The sequence below is a fragment of the Dyadobacter sp. Leaf189 genome (assembly GCF_001424405.1).
Lineage (GTDB): Bacteria > Bacteroidota > Bacteroidia > Cytophagales > Spirosomataceae > Dyadobacter.
In genome coordinates this window covers 17,388-35,168 of sequence record NZ_LMPS01000005.1, presented here as the reverse complement: position 1 = coordinate 35,168, position 17,781 = coordinate 17,388, and the positions used below count along the sequence as shown (strand labels likewise).

Sequence of the window (17,781 nt, the reverse complement as noted above, 5' to 3'; positions counted from 1 at the left end):
GGTGTCAGGGTTTGAGCGTAGCAAGCAAATCGCTGATCACCTGGTCACTGGTGATATTCTCAGCTTCCGCGCGGAAGTTCATAGCAATGCGGTGACGAAAAACGGGATAGGCAAGCGTTTGTATATCTTCCGGAATAACCGCGAAACGTTCGTGCAACACAGCCCTGGCTTTGGCACAAAGTACAAGTGCCTGCCCCGCCCGCGGACCGGCGCCCCAGTCACACCATTCCTTAACAAACGCCGACGGGCTGCCCTCAGGCCGGGTAGCGCGAACCAGCTTATTGATCCACACAATCAGCTCCTCACTGATATGCACCTGGCGGACAAGCTGTTGCAAATCCCGGATATCGGTATCCGAAAGAACCCGCTCCACCTGCGCCCTGGCCGAGCCGGTTGTACCTTTCAGTACATCCAGTTCCTCCTGTTCGTTGGGGTAATTCAGTTTAATATAAAGTAAAAAGCGGTCAAGCTGCGCCTCGGGCAATGGATAGGTACCGGCCTGCTCAATGGGATTTTGGGTGGCAATGATCAAAAAAGGATCAGGCATCTGATAGCTTTCTCCTCCGTAGGTCACGCTTTTTTCCTGCATGGCTTCGAGCAATGCAGCCTGCGTTTTTGGCGGGGTTCGGTTGATCTCATCCGCAAGTACCACATTGGCAAATATCGGCCCGCGATTGAATTTGAAGAACTTCCTGCCTGTGTCATGGTCTTCTTCCAGGATTTCAGTACCCACAATATCGCCCGGCATCAGGTCGGGTGTAAACTGTATCCGTTTGAAGCTCATGTGCAAAGCTTCTGACATGGTTTTTACCATCAAAGTCTTCGCAAGCCCAGGCACACCTTCCAGCAGGCAATGCCCCGATGCAAGCAGTGAGATCAATATTTCATCAATCGCTTCCCGCTGCCCAACAATCACCTTCGCAATCTCCCTTTTCAGGAGCGGAAGCTTGGAAACAAGTGATTTGTAATGTTCTGGTGAAGTATTCAATGTGGAAAAAATTAATGTTAATCGGCTATTTTTTTACTTGTCACCCTGAGCGCAGTCGAAGGGTAGAGCGACCACGCCATTCCCTTCGACTCCGCTCAGGGTGACAAGGCATATAATGATGTTCCTCTTTCCTCTTTCCTCCATCCTTCCCTCCGTTCTCCTTTCCTAAACTCCCAACGCATAAACCACAATATTGACCCCGAACCTTGTATTATCCACGGCCAGAAACCGTTTGTTCCGGAAATCGTAGTCCCATTCGCAGCCGTAGTCTTTATTGCTGTACAAAACGCCGATGCGGCCATTGATCGTGATGGCTTTGAGGTAATCGTGGACCAGGTCGTCGCCCCAGCCGTTTAGCTCGAATGATGTAGTTGGAGGACCGTCTTCGAATTTGAAGAAGGAGTTGTAAATCGGGTGGTTGTTCGGGATTTTCTGTAATGCTTTGGGGCCAAAAGTGCGTTCCATTTCCTGCTCAAACGACTTGGCAAACAGTCCGTCAATATCGTGGTTGCAATCGTCTACAAAAACAAAGCCGCCATTTTGAACATACCTGCGGAAATGATCCCGTTCCTGCTGTGAAAATTCAACCAGTTTGTGACCGCTTAAATAGCAGAATGGACTCTTGAAAAGTTCGTTACTGCTAAGCTGTACAACTTTTTCTTTCTCGTCGACCGGGATTGTGGTGTACTCGACCAGCGAATGCAACAGATTGGAAGGCATTCGCTGATCGGTATCCCAGTTACCCGAAGTGTATTGAATTCGTGTGAAAAAGAAAGGCTTCAATACTTAAACTGCGTCGGAAAGTGATGAAAATGTAAATTCCCTGATCTTCATAGGTGGTATCAGATAGTTACGGTCTGACTCCGTACTTACCACCCGCTCAGATTTCCCAAGTGTTTCCAGATTGTTCAGCATGATAACCGGACTTTCGTTGAAGCGGAAATTCTTGATCGGATGTTTAATAACGCCGTTTTCAATGTAAAAAGTACCGTCGCGGGTCAGGCCCGTTTGTAGTAAAGTCTGCGGGTCAACCTCCCGGATGTACCAGAGTTTGGTCACCAGAATTCCCTGCTTCGTCGACTTGATCATTTCCTCCAAAGTGGCTGTCCCGCCTTCCATGATCACATTCGTAGGGAATGGAACTGGCTTGACATTGTTTTTCTTGGCCCAGTACCTCGAATAAAACATGTTTTTCACCACGCCCTTTTCGATCATGCTCATTTTATTGATCGGCTGCCCGTCTCCCGACCAGGGTGACGAAGGAAGGTCCGGATTTGCGGGATCGGTATAAATGTTCACACGTTCGTCCACGATCTTTTCGCCCAGCTTGGTTTTGCCGCCCGGCTTGCTCAGGAAAGACCGGCCTTCATCGGCACTGCGCGCGTCCATTGCGAAGAAGATATTTTCCAGCAACACCACAGCCGCAGTAGGTTCCAGAATTACGGTATACTTACCCGGCTCCAAAGCCTTTGCTCCCACTGAACCTTTGGATTTCAGGATCGCAATCTTCGTTGCAGCCGCCGTATCCAGCTTTTTAGCGTCGCTATATCCTCTCGCCACATAGCCGGAACCCGTTCCGTCCGGTGTGCGCACGGTGAGTGAAAAGTTGATATTGGTGCTGGGGTAATACGCAAACAAACCCTTGGAGTTCATCATCGCGCGGTAACCTTTCTGGTTTTCCAGAAAACCAGCCGCAGTCAGGTTCTGAGCGCGTGTCAATTCAAGACTTTTGGCAACAGCATCGGCCCTGAAATCGGGGTTAATGGCGGCAGTAGACTCGAAAAAACCGGTTGATTTACCATAAGTCTGAGGTTCGAGAACACCTACATACTCGGGATTTTCGGGAGCGAGCTGCGCGAGTTCTTCGGATCTTCTCACACATTTTTCAATTGCCTCGTCGCTGAATTCGTCCACAGTGGCAACGCCTACTTTTTGCCCGAATGCGGATTGCACTTCCAGGTTCTGATTGGTCAAAGCGCCGCTGGTCGACACTTCATTACGGGCATAGCGCAAGTTGCCCCGCTCCTCGCCCATTATATTGATTTCGCATTCATCTGCTTTGGAATATTTCAAAACCTTTTGCAGCAATGCCTTTGCTTCTGCTTCTGTTAAGATGATGGCCATGGTGGTGTTTTTGTTTTAAATCTTCCTTGCCGTATTGATCACATTAACTCCATTGAAACGCGCAGTTGAGCTTCCGTGAGACACTGCGCTTGACTGTGAAGGCTGACCCTTCCCGTCGAAGAAAGATCCGCCTAGGCGATAATCCCTCTCGTCACAAACCTGCACGCATGAATTCCAGAATTCCTGCGTGTTAGACTGATAAGCCACATCTTTGAGCATACCGACAATTTTTCCATCCTTAATTTCATAAAACAGCTGTCCGCCAAACTGGAAGTTGTAACGTTGCTGATCGATTGAGAAGGAGCCGTCGCCGATGATATAAATGCCTTTTTTCACATCCTTGATCATCTCGTCTACCGACAATGGCGTTTTGCCAGCTGCCAGCGACACATTCGGCATCCTCTGAAACTGCACCGAACTCCAGCTATCCGCATAACAGCAACCGTGTGACTCCTTTTCTCCGATGATATGTGCCTGATCGCGGATCGCCTGGTAGTTAACGAGTACACCATCTTTGACTAAGTCCCATTTCTTGGTATTCACCCCTTCATCATCCCAACCTACGGCACCGAGCGAGCCAACCTGCAACTTGTCGGCGATCAGATTAACCTGCTTGCTTCCGTATTGGAAATTCTTCGACTTCCATTTGTCAAGTGTCGCAAAAGAAGTTCCGGCGAAATTGGCCTCATATCCAAGTACGCGATCCAGTTCAAGCGGGTGACCTACTGACTCGTGAATGGTCAGCCACAAATGCGACGGATCAAGGATCAGATCGTACTTGCCTGCTTCCACCGACTTGGCTGTAAGTTTCTCCTTGGCCTGTTTGGCAGCTGCGGTAGCATCTTCCAGCATATCATATCCCATATTATAGCGCGTGGTAATGCCGGTTACCTTATCTGCCGGATTTGCCTGCAGATAATCGTAACCCATTCCCATTGGTGCGCTGAGTGCATTCCGGGTTTCAAACTTGCCGCTTTTCGGGTCAATGGTCGTGATATTGAAAATCGGCCAGATCCGGTGTACATCCTGATCAATGTAAGACCCGTCTGTTGATGCGAAATATTTTTGTTCGTTTACCAGAAAAAGAACCGAGTTCACATAGTTGGCGCCATTCTTCATCGCCGCATCGTTGACAGAAAGCAGCAGGTCTACTTTTTCTTTTATAGGTACTTCAAAACCGTTTTTCTTGATCGGGGCTTTCCAGCTTACTTCACCAAAACCTTTCTGCGGTGCCAGCTGAACGGGCTCTTTCATCAATTTGGAATTGGCCTTGGCGATCGCAACAGCGTCTTCCGCAGCTTTCGCCATCTGGGCTTCATTATTCACATCTACAACCGCTGCAAATCCCCAGCATCCATTTGCGATCACACGCACACCCACTCCGTAAGACTCGGTGTTGACGATGTTCTGCACCTTTTCTTCCCGGGTAACTACAAACTGATTGAGGTAGCGCCCGATCCGCACGTCGGCATAGGAGGCGCCTTTTGCTTTGGCAGCATTCAGCGCTGCATCGGCCAGCCGCTTCTTGACCGCCACATCGGCTCCTGGCTGGAGGAATGCTTCCGGGGAAACAACTTTGCCCATTGCCAGGCCAGGTAACATGAACGCTCCGGTCCCTAACCCAGCCAGTTGAATGAAATCTCGTCTTTTCAAAGTATGTAGATGTTTGCTAATAGTGGCATGATTAACAATCAGGATATAACCCAATTCATAAGTTAATGAATCGGGTTACCCGGATCAAAAGTCTTGTTATGTATGGCAGATTTTATACTTAAATGGTTTTGCCTGCGATGAGCTCGGGTTTAAACCGCGTCTGAAAGGCTGGTAAATGTAAAATCGCGGATTTTAAGAGGCGGCACGAGACTTCCGTTCGCGCGCACGGGCTTGCCGATCGCCTCCACATTATTGAGCATAATGACCGGACTTTCATTAAACCGGAAGTTTTTGACAGGATACTTGATCTGGCCGTTTTCAATGTAAAAAGTACCGTCGCGGGTAAGTCCGGTATAAAGCAGCGTTTGCGGGTCAACCGCGCGAATGTACCAGAAACGCGTGACCAGAATCCCCTTTTCAGTCCCTTTGATCAGATCGGCGATGGACTCATTGCCTCCCTGAAAAATGAAGCCTCCTGCCGGCGGCACCGCTTTAACACCCTGCTTTTCGGCCCAGAAGCGCGAGTACGACATGTTCTTGATAACCCCATTCTCCACCCAAACCACTTTCTCCTGCGGCCTTCCGTCACCCAGGTAAGTAGCGCCCGGGATTTCGGCATTCATCGGGTCGGAGTAGATCGTGATTCTTTCGTCAAAAAGCTTCTCGCCCAGCCGGGTACCACCGCCTTTTTTACCCAGAAAACTCCTGCCTTCATCCGCACTGCGGGCATCCATGCTCCGCATCATATTCAGCAGCAGGTCTGCACCGGCAGTTGGTTCAAGAATGACGGTGTATTTGCCCGGTTCCAATGCTTTGGTATTGGTGGAAGCAAGCGCCTTTTGCATGGCTATCTCCGTAGCCGCCAATGTATTTAGCTTGGACACATCATTATAATCGCGGGACACATAGCCCGATCCTTTTCCATCGGCAGTGCGGACAGTAATGGAGAAGTCCACGGAGGTACTTTTGTTGTAGCCAAACAAGCCTTTGTTGTTGCCCATCGCTGAAAACCCAGCGCTGTCTTCCATATAGCCGGCGGCTGTGAGGTTCTTTTTCACGCACGGATCAATGCTATTGAATGCGGCCTGCGCACGAAAATCAGGGTTGATCGCCGCTGTACTATCGGCAAAAGCCTTGCTTTCAGGGAAGTTCGCAGCGCCCAGCATCGGCATATACTCCGGATTTTCGGGAGCCAGCCGCGCGATTTCCTCAGCTCGCCGCACCGTTTTTTCCAGTGACGCATCATCGAACTCATTAATAGTCGACGTACCTGATTTTTTACCAAAAACAGAGGTAACCGACAAGGAAAGATCGGTCGTTTCCCCGCTGGTCGAGACCGAGTTCCGCGCATAGCGGATATTCCCCGTCCGGTTGCCCGACAATCCTACACTGACTTCATCAGCCTTCGAAAATGCCAGGACTTTATCTATGATTTGCTTTGCTTCGTCTTTTGAAAGGATTGCCATTTTACCTGTTTTATAATCGTTTGTCACGAAATGGTTTAGTCTGTTGTAACTTCGAACCTCCTCCTTTTCCTCCTTCTTCCCTATATCTTCCTCCCCGTATTAATCACATTCACTCCGTCAAACCGGGTGGTGGGGCTGCCGTGGGATACGGCGCTTACCTGACCGGGCTGCCCTTTTCCGTCGAAAAACGAGCCGAATGTGCGGTAATCGTCTTTGTCGCAGAGCTGAGAGCATGAATTCCAGAACTCCTGTGTATTGGATTGATAGGCTACGTCGTCGAGCATTCCGGTGAGTTCGCCGTTTTTGATTTCATAAAACACCTGACCGCCAAACTGGAAGTTATAGCGCTGCTGGTCAATGGAATAAGAGCCGCGCCCGATGATGTAAATCCCCTTTTCAACACCCTTGATCATATCGAGCACGCTGCGTTTTTCTATTCCCGGTTTAAGGGAAATGTTGGGCATCCGCTGAAACTGAACCGAAGACCAGTTATCCGCGTAGCAGCATCCGTGTGATTCTTTTTCGCCAATGATTTTGACCTGATCACGGATCGCCTGATAATTCACGAGGATACCGTCTTTGATAATATCCCATTCCTTGCAGGGTACACCTTCATCGTCGTAACCGACGGCACCCAGCGTATTGGGTTGCGTTTTGTCAGCTACGATATTGACCAGCTTGCTTCCGTATGCAAAGTTCTTGGATTGCCACTTATCGAGCGTGGCGAAGCTGGTACCTGCGTAGTTCGCTTCGTAGCCGAGTACCCTGTCCAACTCGGTCGGGTGCCCTACCGATTCGTGTATGGTGAGGCCCAGGTGATTCGGGTCTAGCACCAGGTCATATTTACCCGGCTGCACTGTTTTTGCGGTTATTTTTTGCTTGGCCTGTTTGGCAGCCATGATCGCATCTTCAACCATATCGTAGGAATTACGATAGCCTACCAGCCCGTTCGGACCGGCTATTTTCTCAGAGGCAAGTCCGTCGAGGTACTCGTATCCCATTCCCATCGGCGAGCTGATGGCATCGCGGGTCTTGAACTTACCAGCTGCTTTGTCCGTGACTGTCACCGTGAAAGTGGGCCAGACGCGATGGATATCCTGATCAATAAAGGAGCCGTCGGAAGAGGCGAAATACTTTTGTTCGTTTACAAAAAACAGGTTGGATGTAACGAAGCTGGCGCCGTTTTCGAGCGCTTTTCCATTTACATTCATCAGCAGGTCGATCTTCTCGCGAACGGGGATTTCGAATGCATTTTTGGTGATGGGCGTTTTCCAGGTTTGATCTCCTACGCCCTTCTGCGCGGCAAGCTCCACAGGCTCTTTCTGGAACTTTGAATTGGCTTTTGCAATGGCGACTGCGGTAGCGGCGCATTTGGCGATACCATCGGCAGTAACGTCACTTGTGGCTGAAAAACCCCAGGTTCCGTTTGCGATCACGCGGACTCCGATCCCGTAAGATTCTGCATTGACGATATTTTGTACCTGCTTTTCACGCGTAAAAACGTATTGCTGCAGATAGCGGCCGATACGTACATCTGTATAGGTAGCGCCTTTGCTTTTTGCCGCGTTCAATGCCACTTCTGTCAGCTTCTTTTTGGAGGCTGCGTCCATCCAGGGATCAAGCAGGTGTGCTTCCGAAACCGGATTGCCGATGACAGGCACCTGGGACAGCATCATAGCGCCAAAGCCCATACCTGACATTTGCATGAAATCTCTTCTTTTCATTTGATAATGTTTGGCCTTTCTGAAAAAAGATGAAGGATAATTTTGCCTGAGAAAGGCTTCACAATGTAATCAATATATTTTTCCAACAAATATTGCTGTGGCAATTTTTTGAAGCAAAAAGTGATTTAAACACAGGTAAGTCTCGCGGAGAATCGCGAAAAATATGACTAAAAAGAAGAAAGAGGTTCCCTGTATCAGGAAGCAGGTGAGACGATTAAATGGCGGAGCTGCTGCTCGTCCCAGGGTTTATTGATGTAGGTGTGAAAATAACCTTTGCCAGCCGCAATCCTGAACTCATCGGTGTATGCATTGCCTGTCAACAGCACACGCACTGCCCCGGGGTACTTGTCGGAAGCCAGGCGGAGAAATTCCAGACCGGTCATTTCGGGCATTTGGTGGTCTGCGAAAATGACGTCAATTTTCTGTTCGTCCAATATTTCCAGGCCCTCTTCGGTTGTTTCTGCCAGGTAAATTTCAGCGTCGCGCCTGAATGTAGCTTTAAAGGAATTCAGATTATTGACTTCATGATCAATGTAAAGTATGCTCATTGGCACCTGGCTGATAGATGGTTTTCTGGGCACAAAATTCAGAATTAATTTCGTCGTAACCCAGTTTTCGGCCTTTGTCTTAAAAAAAATCTTCCAGCCGTCCCATAAAAATAATTTATCCCGCCAGTAACTCTGCTTATCTACCTAATAATCAGATCCATTTACAACATACAACTTATTAAACGGTAAACACTTTCATTAAAAAAGCCGCTTTCGCGGCTTCGGGTTACAAGCTTGCTACTTTCAGTCCCGGCAAAACATACTTGCCGAATACCTCTATAAATTCAGCCTGGTTCTTCCCTACATTATGGACCATGATCTGCTCAAAACCGATCTCCTCCACACTTTGCAGGTGCGCGATGTGCGCCTCAGGATCGGTCGAGATAAAAAGATGCTCAGCCATATCTTCGGGACGCATATCAGTAACTGCATTTTCAAAATCTTCCACTGTCCTGAAATTCGCGCATTTCTCGGGAGATACCGTATTGGTCCGCCATTGCTCAAAGGCATTTTGCGTTGCTTCCTCCATTGTTCGAGCCCAGCTCACATGCACCTGTACGTACTTAGGCTTATCTGCGCCGCCGCCTTCATTGAATGCAGCCACTACCTCGCGCAATTTCTCTTTTGAATGATTTACAGTCACCAGCCCGTCAGCCCATTCGCCCATCCACCTAGCCGTTTTCGGAGTCAGCGCGGCCCCAAAAATCCGGGGCGTCTGCTCCGGCAGCGACCAGATCTTCGCCTGATCAGCATAATGGTAACCTTCCCTGCTGGTCACAATTTCCCCTCTCCAGAGCGCACGTATCATTGCCGCGGCTTCCTGCAAACGTGCATTCCGCTCCTCTTTGGAAGGCCATTCGGGTGAAAGCACCGCTTCATTCAATGCTTCGCCGCTGCCCAGCGCAATCCACTGGTACCTGTTGGGGAACATATCAGCGAGTGTCGCCGCCGCCTGCGCAACCATTACGGGATGGAACCTCGCACCGCCGGGTATCACCAGCGAACCGAAGGGAATCGTGCCGGCAGCCTGCAGCGCACCGCCCAGCCACGACCAAAGATGCCCCGAATGCCCCTGATCGTGGCTCCACGGATTGAGGTGATCGGAACACATCGCCGACTCGAACCCGCTCGCCTCTGCCAATTGCACCAGGCTCAATAGTTCAGCAGGTGAAAACTGCTCGTGTGAAGCGTGATAGCCAATTACTGCCATAATGGTTGAAAATTTAGGATAAGATTTGTCCGGCCAAAAAGTACCGGTGCCGCGGGCCTAAAAATTTTGTGCCTGGCAGGAGGCATGCCGCTCTTATCTGGATTTTCCTGGCCCCGTCATCATCACTTTGGTAATTGCCTCGGGTACCTTCGCCACCTGCAGCTGGATCAGGCCGTCGGTAGTTACATTGAATTTATTGGGACCAGCCTGTATTCTCTGGATAATAAACCGCTTTGAAAAACCGGCCTGGCATAGCTGAATGATGTTTTCGTTTTTAAGTACATCTGTCGGAGTTGTTGAGGCCAGCATTACTTCCATGATCGGCTCGGGAAGCTTGACACTCTTCAAAGCCAGCAAACCAGGTACCGACATATCGAATTTACCTTTGCTCAGGTTGATCTTCTGGATGATCAGCTTACCCGATACATTTGCCTGATACATAGAGACAATGCTGTTGTTCGTGAGCGTTTCGCCGGTTTGGGCAAACGATAAATGGGTTACGGCCATTAAGACCAGCAGCAGAAATACGCTTTTCATTTTCATTCGTGATAGAGAAGTTAGTTTTCAAACAAAGAGAAACATTTACTTCATACCACTCGCGTGAGCGCTTGTAACAGTTTTTTCAGGCCATGAAGAAAATAAAGCATCGAATGGCCGCTCCGCCCAACTCCATTTCAAGACGATAACGTGACAATTGAGTGATGAATATTGACTGTTTGGCAAGCTGCGATTTACTCTGATGTAAATGCCGCTTAATTTTATGGTCACATTCAAAATCTATGACCACAGGCAGTATCCTATCTTCCATTCATTATGCAGACTCGATCCGGCGAAACCGGGTGAGCCTGAGTCTGATGGTACTGATACTGGCGGCCGTAGTACCGCTTGCGGGAAATCTGATCTGGGGTGCAGCGTACTTTACCGACGTGCAGATTCTCCTGGGCGGCAGCGTGTTGAACCTGCTCTTTTTCCTGACTGCCTTTTTGATCAACCGCAAATTTTCACCGGCGGTCACCAAAATTTATCCGGAGCCCGGACAGTCGGTACGGCGGGTACTTTCCTGGTTTGTACTGTATGGAGCAGTAAGTGTTACAGCGTTTCTATTAGCCATGATCATATATAGCCAAACGCATTTGTTTGGCTACCATTTTAACCTCACACACACGCTTTGGGCTGTGTTTGCGATCGGGAGCGGGTCGCTGACAGCCGCGGGGCTTACCGAACTCATTTTTGCATTCAGTCAATGGAAAAATGATTTGCAGGAACTGAACCAAATGGAGCAAAGGCAGTTACAGGCAGAGCTGGACACGGTTAAACAACAGGTGAACCCGCATTTCCTGTTCAACTGCCTCAATTCCTTATCGGTACTGATCTCGGAAGCCCCTGCCACAGCCGAAAAATTCGTGGATGAAATGTCGAAAGTGTACCGGTACCTGCTCAGCGTTTACGGGCCAGACAAGGAAGATGACCTTGTTCCACTTGAAGCTGAGCTTCGCTTTATCCGGTCTTACATTTACCTGCTGGAAACGCGTTACGAAAACGGGATCCGGTTTGTGGTGGAAGTGGCGGATATTTACCTGAGCGGGCAAATCGCCCCACTTAGCTTGCAGGTACTTGTAGACAATGCAGTGCGCCACAACATCATTTCCCCCGAGGCCACATTGCAAATTTGCATTAAAACCACTGCGACGGGACAGCTTGAAGTAAGTAATAACCTGCAAAGGCGCGTGGTAAGTATGTCGTTCACGGAAGCGGGCCTCGCCACGCTGATCTCGCGGTATAAGCTGCTGTTCAACCAGGCCGGCACGATCCAGGTCAAGGAAGAACCTGCCCGTTTTACAGTGATTTTGCCATTGATTTACACATGATCGCCTCTTTGCAATTCAACAATATCGGTCGGCTTATCTGGCTCAGCCTCTTTGGCAGGTGGATGTTTGCGCTACTGATCCCCTGGTTTGTACCCACGATCAGCTACCTGCTCATCGGAGAGCCTTATTTTGCAAGTTTGTCCAATTTCATCCTGGGCACCTGCATGATTTTCGTGATGACCACGCTCGCATTTGTTCCCCACGACTGGGCCGCGCAATATCTGGCGAGAAAGTACCCGGCGCTGCATTCATCCCTCAAACGCGGCTTCCTTACCGCAGTCGCATTCTGGATCATTACGGGGGTATATGTAACCGTTTACGGCATTTTTATTATCCACTACCGGCCTGTGGACGCGGAGCTGGACTTTGAGAAAATGGTCGATGTTTACATTTTCGAATTCGTCGCGGTAATCGTACTTACGCTGCTTTATGAAGGCAATTACTCGCTCAAAAAGTGGAAGGAAATCAAGGTAAACAAAGAACAAATCAAAAAGGCGGGCATGCAGGGACAGCTGCAAAGCTTGAAAAGTCAGGTCAATCCGCATTTTCTGTTCAACAGCCTCAATACCCTGTCTGCATTGATCACCGACGAGCCCAAGCGGGCCGAGCAGTTTGTAGACGAAATGGCGCAGGTTTACAGGTATCTTTTACAAAACAACCAAAGCGAGCTGACGACGCTGGCGACCGAGCTCAAATTCATCCGCTCCTACTTTCATTTACTGAAAACGAGGTACGATCAGGGATTGGACCTGGTGATCCGGGTGGACGAGGCGGATCTACACAAATTCATCCCGCCGCTTACTTTGCAGCTTTTGGTGGAGAATGCGGTGAAACACAATGCGATTTTGGAACAAACGCCATTGCTTATCAAGATCACATCTGCCGGCGACGATTGGCTGGAAGTGTGTAATAATGTTGTTACCAAATCAACACCTGTCAAATCGACAAAGCTGGGGCTCGCTAACATTTTTGCCAAATACAACCTCCTTTCTGAAAAACAACCGGTGATAGACGTGGCTGCGGCACATTTCAAAGTACTCCTGCCATTACTTGCCGAAAAATCTGACAACCAATGAATGTATTAATCGTTGAAGACGAAAAGCTGGCGGTACGCAAACTCACCAAATTACTGGAAGAAACTGCGCCTGAAATGGTCATCAAGGCTGTTACTCCGAGCATTGCCGCCACAGTGGAATGGGTGAAAGCGAACCGGGAAAGCGGGGAAAGTGAGCCGGATCTGATCTTCATGGATATTGAGCTCGCTGACGGACAAAGTTTCGAGATCTTCAACCGCGTATCGATTCAAAGCACGGTGATATTCACCACTTCCTACGACGAATATGCTTTGCAGGCGTTTAAGGTCAACAGCATCGATTATCTATTAAAACCCGTGCAGCAGGAGGATTTGCAGCGCAGCATCCGCAAATTTTATGAGCTCACCGGAATGCATAAAAACAAATCCCCGACGGAATCTCGCATGGATTCAAGGACAGAATCTGAGGGAGCATCACAATTGCACCCGCATTCTGCGCTTTCCGCCAGTCTTGAAAACATCCTGAAAACCTTGCAGATCCACCAGCCGGCCGCATCGTACCGCAACCGTTTCCTGGTAAAGCAAGGTGGCAGGCTGCTCTCCATTGAGGTAGGGGAAATCGCATTCTTTTTTACGGAAGAAAGCATTAGTTTTTTCAAGAATCATCAGGGACAAAAATTCGTGGTCGATTACAGAATGGACGAGATAGAGCAGTTCCTCGACCCGGCGCATTTTTTCAGGATCAACCGGGGCATTATCGTCACCCACAATGCGGTAACGCAGATCCAGCCTTACTATAACAACCGCCTGGCGCTCACATTGAAGCCGGCCTTTGAGAAGGAAGTGATTGTAAGCCGGGAAAAGTCTAACGATTTCCGTAAATGGATGGGAAAATAAAAGAGTGCAGTTTGACATAGAAAAACCGGTAAATAATCAGAAATTGCGCCCCCAATTTTTGAAATGATGACAACTCCTGTTTTTTGCGGCATAGATTTCGGCACTTCCAATTCAAGTCTGGCGATAGCAACCCCATCCGACGTTTTCCTGATCCCGGTTGAAAACAATCACAACACCATTCCCAGTGCGATGTTCTTTGCGCGAAAGGACAATGCAGCATTCTTTGGCCGCGAGGCTACGGAACGCTTTCTCTCCCGCCAGCCAGGCCGGCTGATGCGGAGCTTAAAGCGTGTGCTGGGTACTCCGGCCATGCGCCAGGGAACGATGGTCAATGGAGAGCTGATGAAGTTCGACCAGATCATTGCGGCCTTTTTGCAACAAATGAAAGCAAAGGCAGAAGCCGACTGCGGTACCGAGCTGCGGCATGTTGTAATGGGCAGGCCCGTGCACTTTATTGATAACGACCCTGCCGCAGACCAGCGCGCTGAAAATGAACTGAAATCCGTAGCCATGAGCATTGGCTTTGAACACGTGGGTTTTCAATATGAACCAATCGCAGCCGCATTCGCGCACGAAGCGAGGGTATCAGGCGAAAAGCTTGCAATGGTGGTCGACCTGGGCGGCGGAACCTCCGACTTTACCGTGATCCGACTCTCTCGCGAGAATGCCAAAAAACAGGATCGCGACAGTGATATCCTGGCTAATACCGGCGTAAGGCTGGGTGGAAATGATTTTGACAAAGACCTCAGTCTGGCTGAAATGATGCCCGAGCTGGGTTTCCGCTCGCGGTATGGTGCCAAAAACCTGGAAGTACCCTCCTACCACTATTTTGATCTGTCGGAATGGAGCAAGGTCAACTTCCTTTATACGAACAAGACCATCTTCCAGGCCAAACAATTACTGCGGGAAACGCACGATCCGGTCCGTTACGGCAGGCTGATCAATGTGCTCGAACAGGAAACCGGCCACGCCGTACTGGCCGAAACCGAAAAGATCAAGATCGGTCTTGCCGGCAATGAAAGCTATGCTGCGTCACTGGATTTTATCGACGAAGACCTGCGCATTCAGGTTGACAGGGAGAATTTCAACATCGCGATCAATACAAAAGCGGAACGCATTGTTGCAGCGGCGCGGGAATGTCTGCTTGCTGCGGGCATTGCCCCTGAGGCGATCGGGCTGGTGATCATGACGGGCGGCTCCACCGAAATCCCGCTCATTCAGCAGCAGTTCAGAAGGTTGTTTCCCACGGCTGAATGGTCGGAAGAAAACAAGCTGTCGAGCGTGGGGCTGGGCCTCGCCTACGACGCCCGGAACCGGTACTCCTGAAACTCAATGCATTCCCGGACATTTACCTGAATCTGCCGCCAAGGCACAATTATTATGAAGTAGCGGTGCATAACATTGCCTTCAATAATCAACAAACGAAAACCAGGAAAATGGAGACGGGTCAAAAAACACATGTAATCGAAATAGAGCGGCAGTTTGATGCCGATGTGGAAACGCTATTTAAAGCCTGGACTGAGGCTGAACATTTGAAACAATGGTGGAAACCAATGGGTAACCAGCTGGTGGACGTCAAAAATGAGCTGAAAGAAGGCGGGGCGGTTGAATACTACGTCGGAGATGCGGGCTTACAGATCACCGGGACTTACAGCGAGGTGGTACCCAATGAAAAGCTGGTGTACTCGTGGATATGGAACCTGAATGATGAAGGTTCGGAAAACGGATATACACTCCATATCTCATTCGCACCAGAGGGAGAAGGCAGCAAGCTGCACGTGGTACAGGAAGGATTCAAGGGCGAAGAATTTTTGAAAACGCATCAGGATGGATGGGAAAAAGAGCTGGATTCGCTGAGTTCATACCTCTCTTCCTGCAGTTCCAACACACAAAGCGGAGCTTCCGGGCAAGGCGAAACGAGCCAGCAGCCAGCCGGGCAGGACAACCTGAAAAATGGTGATCAGATGAATGACCGGTCCGGCGGATACAATGAGGCGCCTGACCAGGTGAGAGTAGGCGGCGCAGAGCCTGAATGACCGACGTCGCATTTGCATTCAAAAAAGCCACACAGGCAGGGATATTTCCCGCTCCTGTGTGGCTTTCTGCTTTATACCACAACGTAAATGCACTATCCTGGGATTAACGATAAATTGGGACTGAATCGATGTCGGCGCGTCGCCGGCTGCCTGCGCTGACTTACTCCATGGACGGACAATGATGAAAAGTGATATAGAGAGCCTTACTCTGCAAAAGATCAAGACTGGCCCGTTCAACTTCGACCAGATCGGAAAGTATTTTGCCAAGGCGGGACAAGAAGAAAATACGCAGACAATTTCGGACAGGACGTACCACGATCTGGACCTGGAAGATGTATTTAAGTTTGCAGACCGCACCCTATCCTGCCCCGGCCAGCAACTGCTCTATCACGTTTTAAGGACCATCCCGAAGACCAATGTGCGCGGTCAAAAGCTGGAAAACCTCATCTCCATATTCAGCAACAATGCTGCGCTGCGGGCCAGCATAGCCGCTCAGGTTGCAAAACTGAACAAGAAAGACGCATACTACCTGCCCGGGCTTTTTCAGGAAAAGTACCTGCAACGGCCAAAATGGTTCTGGCTGGTTCAAATCCTGTGTGGCATCAGTGTGCTTTCGGTATTTCTGTCTTTCTTTTTTCCGCAGCTGTTTATCTTTCTGATTGTCTTGCTGCCGGTCAATCTGGGCATTCATTACTGGAACAAAAACAATCTGTACCAATACGGTAGCTCCATTCCGCAGCTATTGCTGCTAAACAAAACCGCACGTAATATCCTGGTCAACCGTGAATTTGACGACGCTTCCAAAGAACTCGGCAAGTCAATAGCTACCCTTGACGGATTGGGGCCTGCGATGTCCATTTTCAAGATTGAAGCCAGTCTGCAAAGTGAAATCGGGCAGTTTGTTGACTATGTCATCGAGCTGATCAAGGCACTCTTCCTGATAGAGCCGGTACTCCTTTTTACCACATTAAAAATCCTCGAAAACAGAAAGGCGGACATCAGTGCTGTATTTCATTTTGTTGCGGAAACTGACCTGGCACTTTCCACGCTTGCTCTGCGGGAAGACATTCCCTATTACTGCATACCGGAGATCAATGCGTCTGATAAACGGCTTACCGTGAAGGACATGTACCATCCGCTGCTATTTGGCGGCGTTTCAAACGACATCGACCTGAACAATAAATCTGCTTTGCTGACGGGTTCAAATATGTCGGGCAAGACCACTTTCATCCGCACGGTCGGGATCAATGCCATTTTGGGACAAACCATCAACACCTGTTTCGCCAGTTCCATATCAATGCCACCGATGCAGGTTTACTCTTCCATCAGGATCTCAGACGATCTGCTCAGTGAAAAGAGTTACTACTTCGAGGAGGTACTCAGCCTGAAACAGCTGCTGGAACATAGCCGTAATGGCGAATACAACCTGTTTTTGCTGGACGAGCTTTTCAAGGGGACTAACTCCGTGGAGCGGATTGCCATCGGGAAATCTGTGCTTACCTATCTCGCGGGCGGCAAGAACCTGGTATTGGTTTCTACCCACGACAGAGAGCTGGCAGATTACCTTGCGGGCGACTTTGAGATTTTCCATTTTACGGAAGTGATTGACCAGAACGATATTCATTTTGACTACAAAATCAAACCCGGCAAGCTGACTACGACCAATGCAATCCGGATTCTTGAATTAAACCACTATCCCGCTGCGGTGATTGAAGAGGCGCATCACCTCTCACAAAAGTTAAAAAGCGGTGACTAAATTTTATTTGACCGCGCACTTTTGCACGATTTTTATAGCAGTTCAGACGACTGCAACCAATGTATAAGACATTATGGGAAACAAGGGACTGTTTGTACTGATCGACGATGACACCGACGATCACGAAATTTTCAAAATGGCTCTCGATGATGTAGATAAAAATTTGGAATGCCTGTTTTTTCCGGATTGTGAATCTGCATTAGCGCATTTCGACAGCGGGCCGGTGATGGCGCCCGGGTTTGTATTTGTGGATATCAGCCTGCCCCGGATCAATGGCGCACAATGTCTGCAGCAATTACAGCGTCTGCAGGAATTTGACAGTCCGGTCATTATCATTTACTCCACAACCATTCCTGAGGAATGGAAGCCGCAACTGGAAACAATCGGAGTAGATAAATTCATCGAAAAAACCGGACCTATTTCGGCACTTACCACACAATTGCAGCACCTGTTGCAAGCGGGATGATCCGGCTTAATA

General features: G+C 49.2%; 16 protein-coding genes. 7 read left to right on the top strand and 9 right to left on the bottom strand.

What is annotated here, in order from left to right:
* Window positions 1-4 precede the first annotated feature (4 nt).
* The 9 genes from ASG33_RS14620 to ASG33_RS14580 form a co-directional block, all read right to left on the bottom strand.
* Window positions 5-988 (bottom strand): MoxR family ATPase, encoded by a 984-nt coding sequence (locus tag ASG33_RS14620; RefSeq protein WP_056286697.1) that lies wholly within the window; start codon window positions 986-988, stop codon window positions 5-7.
* A 165-nt stretch (window positions 989-1,153) separates the two neighbouring features.
* Window positions 1,154-1,771 (bottom strand): DUF4159 domain-containing protein, encoded by a 618-nt coding sequence (locus ASG33_RS14615; protein WP_056286694.1) that lies wholly within the window; start codon window positions 1,769-1,771, stop codon window positions 1,154-1,156.
* Between the two features lie 3 nt (window positions 1,772-1,774).
* Entirely contained in the window at window positions 1,775-3,112 is a 1,338-nt protein-coding gene (locus tag ASG33_RS14610; protein ID WP_056286690.1) for a TldD/PmbA family protein, read from the bottom strand.
* 15 nt (window positions 3,113-3,127) lie between these two features.
* A complete protein-coding gene (locus ASG33_RS14605) occupies window positions 3,128-4,765 on the bottom strand; it encodes a TldD/PmbA family protein (protein ID WP_056286687.1) in 1,638 nt (545 codons plus the stop codon).
* Between the two features lie 149 nt (window positions 4,766-4,914).
* Window positions 4,915-6,231: a TldD/PmbA family protein gene (locus tag ASG33_RS14600; RefSeq protein ID WP_056286684.1), complete on the bottom strand. Its 1,317-nt coding sequence runs from the start codon at window positions 6,229-6,231 to the stop codon at window positions 4,915-4,917.
* Window positions 6,232-6,311: 80 nt separating this feature from the next.
* On the bottom strand, window positions 6,312-7,955 hold the full coding sequence (locus ASG33_RS14595; RefSeq protein WP_056286682.1) for a TldD/PmbA family protein: 1,644 nt from the start codon (window positions 7,953-7,955) through the stop codon (window positions 6,312-6,314).
* Window positions 7,956-8,149: 194 nt separating this feature from the next.
* On the bottom strand, window positions 8,150-8,503 hold the full coding sequence (locus tag ASG33_RS14590; protein WP_056286677.1) for a response regulator: 354 nt from the start codon (window positions 8,501-8,503) through the stop codon (window positions 8,150-8,152).
* 226 nt (window positions 8,504-8,729) lie between these two features.
* Window positions 8,730-9,713 carry a TIGR03885 family FMN-dependent LLM class oxidoreductase gene (locus tag ASG33_RS14585; protein ID WP_056286673.1) on the bottom strand — a complete coding sequence of 328 codons (984 nt, stop codon included), beginning with the start codon at window positions 9,711-9,713 and terminating at the stop codon, window positions 8,730-8,732.
* Between the two features lie 93 nt (window positions 9,714-9,806).
* The gene (locus ASG33_RS14580; protein WP_056286670.1) at window positions 9,807-10,256 is read right to left on the bottom strand and encodes a hypothetical protein; all 450 of its coding nucleotides are present in this window, start codon (window positions 10,254-10,256) and stop codon (window positions 9,807-9,809) included.
* A 236-nt stretch (window positions 10,257-10,492) separates the two neighbouring features.
* Here ASG33_RS14580 and ASG33_RS14575 point away from each other — a divergent pair, with 236 nt between their 5' ends.
* The 7 genes from ASG33_RS14575 to ASG33_RS14545 all read left to right on the top strand — a co-directional run bounded on the left by ASG33_RS14575 (window position 10,493) and on the right by ASG33_RS14545 (window position 17,769).
* Complete coding sequence (locus tag ASG33_RS14575; RefSeq protein ID WP_056286664.1) at window positions 10,493-11,581, top strand: sensor histidine kinase; 1,089 nt, start codon at window positions 10,493-10,495, stop codon at window positions 11,579-11,581.
* Window positions 11,578-12,657 (top strand): sensor histidine kinase, encoded by a 1,080-nt coding sequence (locus ASG33_RS14570; protein ID WP_056286661.1) that lies wholly within the window; start codon window positions 11,578-11,580, stop codon window positions 12,655-12,657. Before ASG33_RS14575 ends, ASG33_RS14570 begins: the two co-directional genes overlap by 4 nt.
* Complete coding sequence (locus ASG33_RS14565; RefSeq protein WP_056286658.1) at window positions 12,654-13,511, top strand: LytTR family DNA-binding domain-containing protein; 858 nt, start codon at window positions 12,654-12,656, stop codon at window positions 13,509-13,511. The genes ASG33_RS14570 and ASG33_RS14565 overlap by 4 nt, the downstream gene beginning before the upstream one ends.
* 66 nt (window positions 13,512-13,577) lie before the next feature.
* On the top strand, window positions 13,578-14,837 hold the full coding sequence (locus ASG33_RS14560) for an Hsp70 family protein (RefSeq protein ID WP_056288458.1): 1,260 nt from the start codon (window positions 13,578-13,580) through the stop codon (window positions 14,835-14,837).
* A 110-nt stretch (window positions 14,838-14,947) separates the two neighbouring features.
* Window positions 14,948-15,547: an SRPBCC domain-containing protein gene (locus ASG33_RS14555; RefSeq protein ID WP_056286655.1), complete on the top strand. Its 600-nt coding sequence runs from the start codon at window positions 14,948-14,950 to the stop codon at window positions 15,545-15,547.
* Between the two features lie 178 nt (window positions 15,548-15,725).
* Complete coding sequence (locus ASG33_RS14550) at window positions 15,726-17,303, top strand: MutS-related protein (protein WP_229238655.1); 1,578 nt, start codon at window positions 15,726-15,728, stop codon at window positions 17,301-17,303.
* 73 nt (window positions 17,304-17,376) lie between these two features.
* Complete coding sequence (locus ASG33_RS14545; protein ID WP_056286652.1) at window positions 17,377-17,769, top strand: response regulator; 393 nt, start codon at window positions 17,377-17,379, stop codon at window positions 17,767-17,769.
* The last annotated feature ends 12 nt before the right edge of the window (window positions 17,770-17,781 follow it).

Coding starts and splice junctions, on each gene's coding strand:
- ASG33_RS14565 (WP_056286658.1), top strand. CDS start 12,654: ATGAATGTATTAATCGTTGAAGACGAAAAGCTGGCGGTACGCAAACTC.
- ASG33_RS14545 (WP_056286652.1), top strand. CDS start 17,377: ATGGGAAACAAGGGACTGTTTGTACTGATCGACGATGACACCGACGAT.
- ASG33_RS14600 (WP_056286684.1), bottom strand. CDS start 6,231: ATGGCAATCCTTTCAAAAGACGAAGCAAAGCAAATCATAGATAAAGTC.
- ASG33_RS14610 (WP_056286690.1), bottom strand. CDS start 3,112: ATGGCCATCATCTTAACAGAAGCAGAAGCAAAGGCATTGCTGCAAAAG.
- ASG33_RS14595 (WP_056286682.1), bottom strand. CDS start 7,955: ATGAAAAGAAGAGATTTCATGCAAATGTCAGGTATGGGCTTTGGCGCT.
- ASG33_RS14575 (WP_056286664.1), top strand. CDS start 10,493: ATGACCACAGGCAGTATCCTATCTTCCATTCATTATGCAGACTCGATC.
- ASG33_RS14585 (WP_056286673.1), bottom strand. CDS start 9,713: ATGGCAGTAATTGGCTATCACGCTTCACACGAGCAGTTTTCACCTGCT.
- ASG33_RS14550 (WP_229238655.1), top strand. CDS start 15,726: ATGATGAAAAGTGATATAGAGAGCCTTACTCTGCAAAAGATCAAGACT.
- ASG33_RS14555 (WP_056286655.1), top strand. CDS start 14,948: ATGGAGACGGGTCAAAAAACACATGTAATCGAAATAGAGCGGCAGTTT.
- ASG33_RS14580 (WP_056286670.1), bottom strand. CDS start 10,256: ATGAAAATGAAAAGCGTATTTCTGCTGCTGGTCTTAATGGCCGTAACC.
- ASG33_RS14560 (WP_056288458.1), top strand. CDS start 13,578: ATGACAACTCCTGTTTTTTGCGGCATAGATTTCGGCACTTCCAATTCA.
- ASG33_RS14570 (WP_056286661.1), top strand. CDS start 11,578: ATGATCGCCTCTTTGCAATTCAACAATATCGGTCGGCTTATCTGGCTC.
- ASG33_RS14590 (WP_056286677.1), bottom strand. CDS start 8,503: ATGAGCATACTTTACATTGATCATGAAGTCAATAATCTGAATTCCTTT.